We start from the raw sequence: 13,338 nt of genomic DNA on the forward strand, positions 1-13,338 counted from the left end.
TTACTATCATTTCAATAGCTGCTAGCGCTTATGAATCAAGCGCTGGCGGCCAATTTCTCTTAGATTCCAGTATCACTGCACCCGCAAGCCGGTCACGGGCTGGTTGACCGGCGTGAGCGGCCCGCGCCCGCCCAGGAAGGCGATCAGGTTGTCTGCCGCCAAATTGGCCATGGCGCGGCGCGTGGGCACGGTGGCGCTGGCGATGTGGGGCGTGAGCACCACATTGGGCACGGTGAGCAGATCGGGATGCACGCTGGGCTCGCCCTCGAACACATCCAGGCCCGCTGCGGCAATGCGCCGCTCCCGCAACGCTACGGCGAGCGCAGCGTCGTCCACAATGCCGCCGCGCGCAATGTTGATGAGCGTGGCCGTGGGCTTCATCAGCGCCAGCTCGGCCGCGCCGATGGTGTGGTGCGATGCCGCGCTGTACGGCACCACCAGCACGACGTGGTCTGCCGTGCGCAGCAAGTCTTCCTTGCCCACGTAGGTGGCCTTGCATTCGGCTTCCAGGTCAGCCGACAGGCGCGAGCGGTTGTGATAGATCACCTTCATGCCAAAGCCGTGCGCGCCGCGCTTGGCAATGCCCTGCCCGATGCGGCCCATGCCGATGATGCCCAGCGTGCTGCCGTGGATGTCGCTGCCCGCAAACATGTCGTAGCTCCACTTGGTCCACTTGCCAGCGCGCAGGTAATGCTCGCTCTCGGTCATGCGGCGGGCCGTGGCCATCAAGAGCGCAAAGCCAAAGTCGGCTGTGGTCTCGGTGAGCACATCGGGGGTGTTGGTGCCCTGCACGCCAGCAGCGGTCATGGCGTCCACATCAAAGTTGTTGTAGCCCACGGCCATGTTGGCGCAGATTTTGAGTTGCGGCGCAGCGGCCAGCAAAGCAGCGTCGATGCGCTGGCTGCCAGTGGTCAGCACGCCGTCCTTGTCCGCCAGGCGCTCGGCCAGTTCTTGCTGCGTCCAGATCACGTCGTCTGGGTTGTCCTGCACGTCGAAATGCGCGCGCAGACGGTCCACGATGTCGGGGAAGATCGCACGGGCGACCAGGATGCGGGGTTTGCTCATAAGTCTTCAATCTCCAATGTCTTGATACGGCCGCAGGGCGGTGCAACTCGCGCAGCCCAGGCCAGTGGCCACCGTGCAAGGGCCGCCCCGCCGCACCGGTGGCGTCCCCCTTCCCATCGCGCAGCGATGAGAGAAGGGGGAAGCGGCGCAGCCGCTCAGGGGGATGTGCACTACCTAAACCAGATGAAAGTCATAACGATAAAGAGCGGCACCAGGATGCTGCCCGACCACACCATGTAGCCAAAGAAGCTGGGCATCTTCACGCCCCGGTCCTCGGCAATGGCCTTGACCATCATGTTGGGCGCGTTGCCGATGTAGCTGTTGGCGCCCATGAAGACCGAGCCCGCCGAGATGGCCGCCAGCGTCGGGGCCAGCGTGGTCATCAGCACGGCAGGGTCGCCACCGGCAGTGTTGAAAAACACGAGGTAGGTCGGAGCGTTGTCCAAGAACGAGCTGAGTGCGCCCGAGGCCCAGAAGTACATGGCTGGGTCGGGCGTGCCGTCGGGCCGGGTGACAGCGGCCACCACCGCGCCGAACGGGCCATTGACGCCGGCCTTGAGCATGGCGATGACGGGGACGATGGTGAGGAAGATGCCTGCGAACAGCTTGGCCACCTCTTGCATGGGGCCCCAGCTGAACTGGTTGTCCTCGTGCACCTTTTTCGGCGTGAGGCGCAGCGACACCAGCGCCACCAGGATCAGGCCCACATCGCGCACGATACCGGGCAGGCCCACCTCGGCCCCGGCAACGGTGAACGACACGGAGGATTTCCACAGCCCGCTCATCAGCACCAGTGCCACCACCACGCCCAGCAGGGCAAAGTTAGCCTTGCCGTCAAAGCCAATGGCCTGGGTGTCAGGGGTCGGGTCTGTCTTGAGCACTTCTTCGCGGCGGTGGTAGTACCAGGAGTCCATCGCAAAGAAGATGGCCAGCAACGCACCCACCAGGAACAGGGTCTCGGGAAAGATGTGGCCTACGGTCCAGAAGAAGTCCACGCCCTTCAAGAAGCCCAGGAACAACGGCGGGTCGCCCAGCGGGGTGAGCGAGCCCCCGGCGTTGGAGACGATGAAGATGAAAAACACCACGACATGCGCCGTGTGCTTGCGGTTGTCGTTGGCGCGGATCAGCGGGCGGATCATGAGCATGGACGCGCCCGTGGTGCCCATGAAGCTGGCCAGCACCGCACCAATGGCAAGGATGGCCGTGTTGAGCGCCGGGCTGCCATGCAGGTTGCCCCGGATGTAGATGCCCCCCGCCACGGTGAAGAGCGCCGTGAGCAAGATGACGAAGGGGATGTATTCGGCCACCAGCGCGTGCACAAAACTCGCGCCCGCCGCACCGGGGCCAAAAACCACTGCAAACGGCAGCAAGAACGCCAGCGCCCAGCCCGCCGCCACCTTGCCGAAATGGTGGTGCCAGAAGATGGGGGCCAGCAAGGGCATGAGCGCAATCGACAGCAACAGGCCTGCAAACGGTACACCCCACAGGGCGGACAGCGCACTGCCGTCCAGTTCAGCCGCCTGGCTCAGGCTGGGCAACAGGGCTGCAGCCGCCGCCATCCACGGGGCCGCTCGGCGAGAAAGGGTCATTGTTCTTGTCTCCATCAGTGCGGTTCTTTTTGAAAAACAGACGGGTGCGGTGGCGGGCTCAGTCAATGCATTCACAGCGCTGGCTGCGTTGACTGCGTTGACTGCGGTGCAGGGATCTCAAACACCTGCCGCAGGTAGGCCAGGTAGGCCTCGTCGTCACACATGCCCTTGCCCGGCGTGTCCGACAGCTTGGCCACGGGCTGGCCGTTGCAGCGGGTCATCTTGATGACGACCTGCAGCGGCTCGTGCGCGGGCGCGTCGCCCAGGTCATTGGTCAGGTTGGTGCCAATGCCAAAAGCCAGCTGGCAGCGCCCACGGAACTGCTGGTACAGCTCGATGGTGCGCGGAATGGTGAGGCCGTCGCTGAAGATGAGGGTCTTGGTCAGCGGGTCGACGCGGTTCTTGCGGTAATGCTCGAGCAGGCGCTCGCCCCAGGCAAAGGGGTCGCCACTGTCGTGCCGCGCGCCGTCAAACAGCTTGCAAAAGTACAGGTCGAAGTCGCGCAGGAAGGCGCTCATGCCATACACGTCCGACAGCGCAATGCCCAGATCGCCCCGGTATTCCTTGGCCCACATTTCAAAGCCAAACACCTGGCTGTCGCGCAAGCGCGGGCCTAGGGCCTGGCAGGCCTGCAGGTATTCGTGCGCCATGGTCCCGAGCGGCGTCAGGCCCAGCTTCATGGCAAACAGGACGTTGCTGGTGCCTGCGAACTGGCCGGGGCCGGTGGGCGCGCCGGGGCGGCGGTCGCCCGTGCCCAGGCGGGCCACCAGCACGCGCAGCACTTCTTCGTGCCAGGCGCGAGAAAAGCGCCGGCGCGTGCCGTAGTCGGCAATCTTGAGCTCACCCAATCCATCGGCCTGCAGCGCCGCGATCTTGGCATCCAGGCGGCGGCGGCCTTCGGGGAAGTCGGGCACCTTTTGCGTGTTGCGAAAGTACACCTCGTTGACGATGGCCAGCACGGGAATCTCAAACAAGATGGTGTGCAGCCAGGGGCCCCGGATGGTGATCTCGATCTCGCCCGTGGGCAGGGGCGTGATGGTGATGTACTTCTCGTTCAGGCGGAACAGCCCGAGAAAATCAACAAAATCGCTCTTGATGAAACGCATTGACCGCAGGTAGGCCAGCTCGGCATCCTGAAACTGAAGGCCGCACAGCGAGCGGATCTCGTCGCGGATCTCGTTGGCAAAGGGCGCCAGTTGCACGCCGGGGTTGCGGCACTTGAAGCGGTATTCGACCTGGGCACTGGGAAACTGGTGCAGCACCACCTGCATCATGGTGAACTTGTACAGGTCGGTGTCGAGCAAGCTGGTGATGATCATGGACTGGGCGACGCCCTCGCAAAAGACCGGAAAGGCCCGGGGAAGGCCATAGGGTCAGGGATCTGGTTTCACAACGCACCGTGCGCACCAAGGACCGCCCACACCATCCCCAAAGCGACCTGGGCCGGGGGCCCTGCTGCAGGCGATGCAGGCAGTGCGACACGGCGGAACCAAGGTGCCAGGGGGGTGGTTTGAGCGCTCTCAGGAGCAAGGCGCCAAAGTGTAGCCCTTGCAGGGTGCCCGGCACTGCAGCAAGGCCACGACCTGCGGGGGCCACCCTCGCGCCGGGATTTAATAAAAATCAGGCTCTAGCGCTTACCAAGCAAGCGCAAGCAGCTATGTTTTCAATAGCAACCAAAGCGCACGCGCAGGGCAATCGCATCTAAATAAAGATACCCAAGATGTGAGCGAGATAGCCCACATCCCAGCCAGCGCGCTTGCGCTTTGCCTGCACACCCACCTTCACCGAAGTGTCCCTCTTGAGCAACTGCAGCACCATGCGCCGCAGCAGCGTTTGGTTGTGCGGTCCCTGATCCTTGTAGCACTGCGCCGCATCCTCGCGCATCGCCACATCCAGACTCCAGTGCAACTGGTTCTCCACCGCCCAATGCGCGCGAATGCTGTGCGCCAGCACCCTTGCAGGCGTGTGCGCAGGCAAGCTGCTCAGGTAGTAGCTGACTTCTTCGCTGGCGGGGCTTCCCGTTTGTTGGCGCTGGCGCGTGACTTGCACCACGCTGGCAAGCCCCGGCCAGTGCACTGCCGCTCGCTGCAATGCCTCGGGCACAGGGCTGAGCCGGTAGCTGCTCAGTTCCTGGCGCCCATGGCCGCTTGAGCGCTCGGTGTAGGTGTTCTCATCGGGCGGCTCTTGGCTCGCCTGCACTTCAAAGTGCTTTTGCACCACTGCGTGCATGTGCCGCTGGTTGCCTTTGAGCGACAGAACATAAGCCGCACCATGCTCGTGCAACTGCTGGGCGATGCTCTTTTGGCAGCCGATGGCATCGATGGTGACGATGCAGCCTTTGAGGTGCAGCAGCCTGAGCAACTCGGGGATGGCGGTGATCTCGTTGCTCTTGCCATCGACCTTGCACTGGCCCAGTAGCAATCCCATGTCTGCAGCCCAGGCGCTGACCATGTGCAGTGGCCTGCGAGCATCCCCTTTGCTGCTGCCGCGCACGCTTTTGCCGTCAATCGCCACTGTGCCGTATACCCGGCCCGCCACCTGGGCCAGCCACTGTTGGCAGGCCAGCTCCAGTTGCTTGGCGTCAAGCAGGCGAAACACTCGTGCGAAGGTGTCGTGCGAGGCAATGCCTGAGGGCAGCGGAATGAAACGAATGAACCAGTCGTGGTGCAACTCGCCGAACTCGGCTACTTCCACCCAGTTGTCTGCACCTGCGATGGTTGCGCACAGCGCTATGGCCAGGATGGATTGGAGTTCGTGGCGACGCGTGCGCTCTAGGCGCGGGTCGGGGATGACTTGCAGGTGCTGCAGCAGGGTCACGGGAGCGTTGGTTGGGTGATCACTCGCTACAGTTTCGCCGCAAATAGTGGCAGCATCTATTTAGATGCGATTACCCTGAGCGCACGCGCATCGCACGGAGATCGCACTTCAATCGCGATGGGGCACCAGCTTTTCCAGCACGGCACGCAGCGGGGCCGGCACAGGCACGGGGCGGCGGGTCTCGCGGTCGACGTAGACATGCACAAAGTGGCCTGCGGCGGCGGTCAGGGGCTCGCCCTGGGCGAACAGCCCCACCTCGTAGCGCACGCTGGAGCCGCCCAGCCGCGCCACCCGGATGCCCGCTTCCACCGTCTGCGGAAAGGCCAGCGGCGCAAAGTAGTTGCACTGGGTCTCGATGACCAGCCCGATGGTGGAGCCCGCATGGATGTCGAGCACGCCCTGCTCGATCAGGTGCGCGTTCACGGCGGTGTCAAACCAGCTGTAATACACGACGTTGTTCACATGACCGTACACATCGTTGTCGGCCCAGCGGGTGCTGATGGAGCGAAACGCCTGGTAGGCACTGCGGGGCTGCGGCGCTGGGCGGGTGGGTGTCTGCACTGTGGGTGCAGCGGCTGCGGTGGATGCGGAGGTGGGCGTGCTCATGCCGCCACATTTTGCCAGCGGGCGTGGTATTGCAGTGCCACGCGCCAGGTGTTGAGCTGGGCCTGCACGGTGCTGTGAATGTCGCGCCCATAACCCCCGGCCATGGAGAAAGCCAGCGGTACGCGGCGCTGCCAGGCCCAGTCGAACACACGGTGGTCGCGGGCCTGCAGCCCGTCGTAGGTCAGCGCCAGGCGGCCCAGCCGGTCGCCCTCGTGCGGGTCAGCCCCTGCCAGGTACAACACCAGGTCGGGGCGAAAGCGCTGCGCCAGCACCTGCAGCGCTTGGTCCAGTGCCTCTAGGTAGTCCGCATCGCCGCAACCATCGGGCAGCGGCACGTCCAGGTCGCTGGCCTCTTTGCGGAACGGAAAGTTGCGCTCACCGTGCAGCGACAGCGTGAACACGCTGGCATCGCCTTGAAAGATATGGGCTGTGCCGTTGCCCTGGTGCACGTCCAGGTCGATCACGGCCACCTGCAGAGGTTTGAGGGGTTCAAGGCCAGCCTCCGGGGCGGTGTCTTGGGCCATCGCGTGCTGGCTTTGCATCAGGCGTGCGGCCACGGCCACATCGTTGAAAACACAAAAGCCACTGCCCTTGTCGGCATAGGCGTGGTGCGTGCCGCCCGCCAAGTTACCCGCGACCCCATCGCGCAGTGCTGCGCGGCAAGCGCCCAGCGTGGCCCCGACAGAGCGGCGCGCCCGCTCGGCCATGGCTTCGCTCCAGGGAAAACCGATCTCCCGCTGCTCTGCAGGCGTGAGCGTGCCCGTAGCCACCGCCTGCACATAGGCAGGCGCATGGGCCAGCACCAGCTCGGCATCCGTCGCGATGGGCGCTACATGCAAGGCCACGCCGGGCAGCTCCTTCGCAATGCGGTCGCGCAGCATGCGGTACTTGGCCATGGGAAAGCGGTGCCCCTCGGGCAAAGGCAAAACGAACTGGTCGGCGTAATAGGCGTGCATGACGCCATTGTGGCAAGGCGCCCTATTCCTGGAGCCTTGCCTCTAATTTGCTGCACTGCAACAAAAAACACTTGCAATAGCCGGTCAGCGGCCTAAAATTCAACCCATGCTGCACTGCAACATGATTCATCCGAATCACAACGTCAGAGCAGATGTCTGTAAGTAACCGGCCACCATCGGCCCCCTTTTTTAGGAGATATGACATGACGTTGACCGCAGAACAAATCCTGGCCTCCCACAAAGCCAACATCGAAACCCTGTTTGGCCTGACCACCAAAGCCTTTGAAGGCGTGGAAAAGCTGGTCGAACTGAACGTGACTGCCTCGCGCGCTGCCCTGTCGGAAGCCGCAACCCACACCCAAGCCGTGCTGGGCGTGAAGGACGCACAAGAGCTGCTGGCCCTGCAAGCCGGTCTGTTCCAGCCCCTGGCAGAAAAGACCGCCGCCTACAGCCGCCACCTGTACGACATCGCCTCTGGCACCGGCGCTGAGTTTGGCAAGGCTTTTGAAAGCCAAGCCACCGACGCACAGAAGGCCTTCACCAACTTGGTGGACAGCGCTGCAAAGAACGCACCCGCAGGCTCTGAAACCGCAGTCGCTGTGATGAAGAGCGCCGTGTCTGCCGCCAACAATGCTTTTGAATCGGTGCAAAAGGCAGTGAAGCAAGCCAGCGACGTGGCCGAAGCCAACTTCAACGCCGTGGCCAACACCGCCGCGTCCGCTGCCAAGACGGCCGCCCCACGCAAGCGCTAAGCGCTGAGTGCACACCGGTTGCTAGGAACGTTGTTCCTGACTCCAGTTGTCTCCTTGGATCCTCTCGAAACCTGGGTTTCAGGGATCCATTTCAAGCCCGGCACCTGCCGGGCTTTTTTTTGCCTATGGGCCGCGTCTGAGAGATACCTGCGGAGGCCCTGGCTTTGGGGACCAGTCCACTGAATCCTTGAAATCGGCGGTTCGCCGGGGCTGCAGCGGGATGCGCGGCAAGGCGCATGCTGCCGCCAAGGCTGGGTGCCTTGGCAAAGCATGCAACGCAGCCGGGCGCCCGCTGCAACCCCGGCCCGCAGGGTGAGGGTCTGGCAAGGCCGCACTCGTCGTTGCCGTGCTCGCCGGGTGTCCAACCCGGCTGCGCCCGGCGCCTAGATTGCGGCCTTGCCAGACCCTCACGTACCGCTGATTTCAAAGATTCAGTGGACTAGCTATCCGCAGCGCCGCCCGGCACGATCACCCACACACAAGTCCCTCCACCCTGGCGCGGCAGAAAGCTGAACTGCCCTCCTGCCAGCTCCGCACGCCGGTGCATGCCTGCAATGCCTGAGCCGGCATGCGCCTGGGCATCGTCATGGTGCGCGTCCATGCCAATGCCGTTATCGCTGACCTCGGCATACCAGGAGCCCGATGCAGCCAGGTAGTGCACGCTGACAGCCACTTCGGTGGCCCTGGCATGCTGCAGCACATTGCTCAACGCCTCTTGGACAATCGCCACCAAATGGGTGGCGCAGTGCCCATGCAACTGCATGGCTCCATCAAACACTTGCACGTCCCAGGTCATCTGGATACCACGGCGCTCCAGCACGGGCTGCAAGCGGTGGCGCAGACGGGCCAGCCGCTCGGTCACCGACTCTCCCTCTCCGTCCATGGAGTCCACAATCAGGCGCAGATCGAGCATGCAGCGCTCCAGAACGCTCAGCACCTCGCTGTCGCTAGAGGGCTTGGAGTCAAGCAGTGCCATGGCACACACCAGCTGAGAGCCCAGGCTGTCGTGCAGGTCACGGGCAATGCGCCGCCGTTCGGCATGCAGTTCCGGGCTCGGCCGTGGACTCAGGCGCGGTCGCCACTGCAAGGCCCTGGGCAGCTGAATGAGCAGCAGCCCCCCCAATGCCAAGCAGACGAGCAGCGTCACACCTTGCAACCACCGACGAACACCACCATCGACACCCCAAAACCATCCAAAAGACAGCAACGTCAACACCAACAGCAGCAGCCAGAGGGAGACGCAAGTGATTGCAAACCAAGCGGGACGGGTGCGAAACATAGCGCGGGCGGCAAGCCTTCGGTGATGGCAACCTTGGCTAGAACAATCCCCTCAAGGAGGCGAATCGCACGGCTTGTGCGCGGGTCCTGACCTGTAGCTTGCGGTAAATGTTACGCAGATGGGTGTTGACCGTCATGCTGCTGATGAAGAGGCGCGACCCGACTTCCACGCTGGTGTACCCACTGGCGACCAGGCGCAAAATCTCTTTCTCACGGGTAGATAACCGGTCGGCATCGTCGGGCTGGCGCCGCTTGGATTCTGCTGCGTTGGTGCGGTCAAAGCGCTGTAGCAGGCGACGCGCTAGGTTGGGGGTGATAGACGCACCACCGTTTGCCACCTGCAGCACCGATTGCGCATAGTTGCCAAACCAGGAGTTCTTGCCCACAAAGCCCGCAGCACCCAGCTCAAAGGCCCGCATCACCTGCTCGTCGTTTTCCATCACAGAAATGACAACCGCTTGCGCCGAGGGGCGAAAGGACCTGAAGAACTCCAGTAACTCAAAGGCCTCGCCATCACCCAGATTCAGGTCCACGAGCAAAACATCAAACTCATGCTGTTTGATAGCCTTGCGCCCCTCCCTGACGCTGGCGGCCTGGCCTACCAGCAATGTGCGCGGGTCTGCCATCAACTCCTGCGCAATCACCATCCGAATGTGCGCATCGTCATCCACGAGCAGCACCCTGATGGGATTGGACTCTTGACCCACCAGAAAAGCGGGCCACACCGATGGTGGATTGGAGTAGGTGGAAAACTGGCCCGAAGGCGCAGAGGGATGCACGCTTGGCGCGGCAGAGGATTCGACTTGCCCACGATTGCTCACGATAAACACTCCCTAGGGAACTTGAATTGCATTGAAAGCCGCGCAGAACCCTGGATGCCGCAGTGCCAGGCAAAGCCACCATGCAGCCGTTTAAGTGACGGCAGCTGGCAACGACATCACTGGCGCTTGGTGCGGCCATTGCGCGCGCCTTACGTTTGCACACAGGTTTTGAGCTGACTGCATCGTGACCGCAGCGTGCTCTCCACTCCGTTCGTTAGCGAACACAATGCAACAAAATTCACGCGTGCTGTTTGAAATCTCAAAATGGTTTCAAATGTCACAAACAGTTACTACCTAGGTTTTCACTGAACATCAGGCCAGGGGGCTGGTTCACTCCCGCGACGCACAAGGCTTCCCAGCGTTTTGCGTGAAAGAGCGCTCCACCGTATGGAGTAGCCAGTCCCCCGTATTTGTATCAGCGAGGGGGCCGCAGACACTGACTCCAGGCAGCGAGGAAGCGCCATCACTCCTCAAAGGAAGTGAGAGCCAAGCCGAGCTGTCCATTCCACTGCACCGCAGATTCGCTGCGATGCAGACCGTGTCGACACCCATCATCGAAGGATCTGTCATGAAAACCCTTGCTTTCATTGCTCTCAGTGCTATTGCTTCCGCTGCCATGGCCACAGGCCCTGTGTCTTCCACCCCCGATATCTCGATCACGGGCACTTCGGTGCAATTCGCTTCGCTGGCCAATGTCTCTGCCAGCAACAACTCCACAGGCTCTAAGAGCGAGGCATTTCAAAACGTGGCCTCCAACACGGGCAACGTCACCGTGGGCGGCAACTCCATCCAAGGGGTGCTGGGGGTGGGCGGCAGTGTGACCAATACCGCCAGCGGCAGCGACGCTTACGCCAGCCAGAACCTGTCGTCGAACGTGGGTGAAGTCACGATCTCTGGCAACTCGCTCCAGTTCACAGCCCTCACTGGCGCCACCATCGCCAACCTGTCCAGCGGCAGCAACAGCAAGGCGGTGCAAAACATCGCCACCAACAACGCCTGCTTCACCTGCCAGCCTACCAAGACCAGCAACTGGCCTAACTAAGGCGCGAGCATAAGCGGGCTCCATTCAGCGGCCCGCTCAATGGGCTGCTGGATCGCAATGGGCTAACCACTCTTCGATCCAGCGACCTGAAAGCCCTCTTGCGCTGCGGCTGCAGGCCTCATGGTGCAGTTCGCATGCCTTTGAAGAGCGCGCCTTTTTCCACACCAGGAGATGTTCAATGAGCACTCGTTACACCTGGGGCAAGCTCGCAGTCTGGAGCCTGTGCCTCAATCTCTTTGGTTCTGCTTGGGCCCAGGCTCCTGGCGAGGACCCGGTCATCCTGACCAAGAAGCTCACCGTGCAAATGCAACCTACCAGTGCAGCCACGCCCTCATCCAACTTGGACGGCAATACCAGCATGCCCGCTTGGCTGCGCGCCCGCATCGCACGCTATGAAGCCAAGGCGTTTTCGGAGGACACCTCTGGAGTGCTAACCAACAACGATGTGGTCACAACGGCCAATGCACAGGGCATGCAAAAGACCTGCGTGCAGGAAGTGGGTAGCAATACCGTTTCCAGCGGCTCCGCCAACACCGCCAGGTACGGTACAACGGCCGCGCCGCAAGTGGTGGTGCTGCGCGGCGATCTGGTCAACATCTGCAAGTAGCCAGGCGGCCCATCTTGCGCTGCACCAGCGGTAGGAGCAAACCCATGCCATCCCCCAACTTGGCGCAGGCCAGGCACTTGCACAGCTCTTTGCGCTGGAGCACCTTTGTGGCCATCTTTACCAGCCTGTGGCTGAGTGGTTGCGCCACCCCCATGGACCCCAGGAAGGATCAGCCCTTTCAGGAACGTGCCTCCATCACCGACCGCCCCGTCACCCGGCCCACCCGCTCTATCTCCAGTTTCTCCGATTCGCTGGTGTGCATGGACCATATGCTGCGTGACGCCCAGCAGCCCACCACGCTCATCACCAGCAAGCAGATTCCCGATTACTCTGGCCGCGTGGCCGTGGCCAGCAAAGACATGGTGATCACGGCACTATCGCAAATGTCGCGCCTGAGCAATGCCTTTCGGTTTGTGGACTACGAGGTGGACATTGCGCGGCAAGACACGGTGCAGAACCTGACCACCATCCTGCTCAACAACAACCAGATCCAACTGCAAAGGCCCGCGTTGTATATCTCTGGCGCTGTTGCGTTTGCGGACCAGAATGTGATCAACAACCGCTTTGACACGGGGCTGTCTGGCCCCCGCGTTGATCTGGGCTACAGCCAAAGCCGCAACGCCACCATCATCGGACTGGAAATGCACCTGGGCGACTTCCGCACCCGCACGTTGATACCGGGGCTGGACTCGGCCAACGAGGTCATTGTGGGCAGCGGCGGCCAGGGCGTGGATCTGGCGGGCCGCATTGGCACCTATGGGGTGCAATTCAATGTCGGGCGCGATTACACCCAAGGCGCTGGCAGCGCCATGCGGACGCTGGTGGACTTGGCCACGATTGAGCTGGTGGGCAAATGGGCACGTGTGCCCTACTGGCAATGCCTCACTTTGGAGCAAAACCACCCCGACTTTCAGCGACAGTTGCGCGACTGGTATGACGAGGGCTCGGCATCGGTGCGCATCCAGCTGGTCACGCGCTCATTGATCAGCCGGGGGTACATCGCGGCAGGTGCTAGCCCAGCCAGCCCTCCCAGCAGCAGTTCGCTGTCAGAACCCAACCCCCAGCTTCGGGCCGCATTGGCACGCTTTCAGGCCGACAACGGGATGGTGGTGACAGGTGTGGTGGACTTCCCGACCTACGAGCGGGCTTTGCGCCACTTTGTAGACTTGGCTGCGGACGGCACATTGGCGCGCATCGGTTGGAGTTCTACGCATGCCGAGCCGGTGCAGCCCAAGCCAGAGGCCGCAGACCAGCCCACAAAGCCTGTGGTTACCAGCGCGCTGATGTATGGCGCCCCCGCAGCAGAGCGCATCTTGAATATGCAGATTGAGAACGTGCTACTGGACCGCACGGACTTTGAGGTCGGCGAACAAATATTCTTGTCTGCCACTGTTTCACGCGCATCTTTTCTGCAGTGCTATCTGGCCGATGCCACCGGTACCGTCATGCGCTTGTTGCCCAACCAGGCCAATACGGTGGGCTGGGTGTCTGCCAACCAGGCTGTCCGCATCCCGGACTGGATGAGTCCCAACCCAGGGTTCGTGATGGATGCAGCCAGCCCGGGCCGCGAGGGGGTTGCCTGCTTTGCGACCGACGACGACAGCACCGCCAAGCTGCCTGATGATTTGCGAGGCCCAGCACTGAAGGCCATCCAGGGTATCCGCACGCTGGAGAAGATCAACGAAGCCTTTGCCAAGGCATGGGGCAGCACCGGCTACACAGGCAATGCGGTGTACTGGAATGTGGTGCCCCGGCGAACCCCTACCGCCACCTCCGCAGCACCACTCCCCCGCAAATAAGAACAC

General features: G+C 62.4%; 12 protein-coding genes. 4 read left to right on the top strand and 8 right to left on the bottom strand.

Features of this window, described 5'->3' with window-relative positions; translation table 11 throughout:
- Positions 1-72 precede the first annotated feature (72 nt).
- From C8C98_RS20770 to C8C98_RS20795, 6 genes are all read right to left on the bottom strand, one after another.
- Positions 73-1,065 carry a D-glycerate dehydrogenase gene (locus C8C98_RS20770; protein ID WP_121455812.1) on the bottom strand — a complete coding sequence of 331 codons (993 nt, stop codon included), beginning with the start codon at positions 1,063-1,065 and terminating at the stop codon, positions 73-75.
- A 170-nt stretch (positions 1,066-1,235) separates the two neighbouring features.
- Positions 1,236-2,654: a sodium:proton antiporter gene (locus C8C98_RS20775; protein ID WP_121455813.1), complete on the bottom strand. Its 1,419-nt coding sequence runs from the start codon at positions 2,652-2,654 to the stop codon at positions 1,236-1,238.
- 71 nt (positions 2,655-2,725) lie between these two features.
- Positions 2,726-3,973, bottom strand: a complete 1,248-nt coding sequence (pncB, locus tag C8C98_RS20780) for a nicotinate phosphoribosyltransferase (protein WP_121455814.1) — start codon at positions 3,971-3,973, stop codon at positions 2,726-2,728.
- 382 nt (positions 3,974-4,355) lie between these two features.
- Positions 4,356-5,471 carry an ISAs1 family transposase gene (locus C8C98_RS20785; protein WP_158600189.1) on the bottom strand — a complete coding sequence of 372 codons (1,116 nt, stop codon included), beginning with the start codon at positions 5,469-5,471 and terminating at the stop codon, positions 4,356-4,358.
- Positions 5,472-5,579: 108 nt separating this feature from the next.
- On the bottom strand, positions 5,580-6,077 hold the full coding sequence (locus C8C98_RS20790) for a thioesterase family protein (protein WP_121455816.1): 498 nt from the start codon (positions 6,075-6,077) through the stop codon (positions 5,580-5,582).
- Complete coding sequence (locus C8C98_RS20795; protein ID WP_121455817.1) at positions 6,074-7,033, bottom strand: histone deacetylase; 960 nt, start codon at positions 7,031-7,033, stop codon at positions 6,074-6,076. Before C8C98_RS20795 ends, C8C98_RS20790 begins: the two co-directional genes overlap by 4 nt.
- A gap of 203 nt (positions 7,034-7,236) precedes the next feature.
- On the opposite strand from C8C98_RS20795, the gene C8C98_RS20800 reads away from it, so the two are divergent.
- Positions 7,237-7,785: a phasin family protein gene (locus tag C8C98_RS20800; RefSeq protein ID WP_121455818.1), complete on the top strand. Its 549-nt coding sequence runs from the start codon at positions 7,237-7,239 to the stop codon at positions 7,783-7,785.
- A 439-nt stretch (positions 7,786-8,224) separates the two neighbouring features.
- Here C8C98_RS20800 and C8C98_RS22255 read toward each other — a convergent pair whose 3' ends face one another.
- Both C8C98_RS22255 and C8C98_RS20810 read right to left on the bottom strand, forming a co-directional pair.
- Positions 8,225-9,064 (bottom strand): sensor histidine kinase, encoded by an 840-nt coding sequence (locus tag C8C98_RS22255; protein ID WP_121455819.1) that lies wholly within the window; start codon positions 9,062-9,064, stop codon positions 8,225-8,227.
- Positions 9,065-9,101: 37 nt separating this feature from the next.
- Positions 9,102-9,842 carry a response regulator transcription factor gene (locus C8C98_RS20810; RefSeq protein WP_121456434.1) on the bottom strand — a complete coding sequence of 247 codons (741 nt, stop codon included), beginning with the start codon at positions 9,840-9,842 and terminating at the stop codon, positions 9,102-9,104.
- 610 nt (positions 9,843-10,452) lie between these two features.
- Between C8C98_RS20810 and C8C98_RS20815 the strand changes: the two genes are divergently transcribed.
- The 3 genes from C8C98_RS20815 to C8C98_RS20825 all read left to right on the top strand — a co-directional run bounded on the left by C8C98_RS20815 (position 10,453) and on the right by C8C98_RS20825 (position 13,332).
- The gene (locus C8C98_RS20815; RefSeq protein ID WP_147436440.1) at positions 10,453-10,926 is read left to right on the top strand and encodes a hypothetical protein; all 474 of its coding nucleotides are present in this window, start codon (positions 10,453-10,455) and stop codon (positions 10,924-10,926) included.
- A 178-nt stretch (positions 10,927-11,104) separates the two neighbouring features.
- On the top strand, positions 11,105-11,533 hold the full coding sequence (locus tag C8C98_RS20820) for a hypothetical protein (protein ID WP_199726625.1): 429 nt from the start codon (positions 11,105-11,107) through the stop codon (positions 11,531-11,533).
- A gap of 44 nt (positions 11,534-11,577) precedes the next feature.
- Complete coding sequence (locus C8C98_RS20825; protein WP_121455821.1) at positions 11,578-13,332, top strand: DUF4384 domain-containing protein; 1,755 nt, start codon at positions 11,578-11,580, stop codon at positions 13,330-13,332.
- Positions 13,333-13,338: the final 6 nt, after the last annotated feature.

This window comes from Acidovorax sp. 106 (genome assembly GCF_003663825.1).
GTDB lineage: Bacteria > Pseudomonadota > Gammaproteobacteria > Burkholderiales > Burkholderiaceae_C > Acidovorax.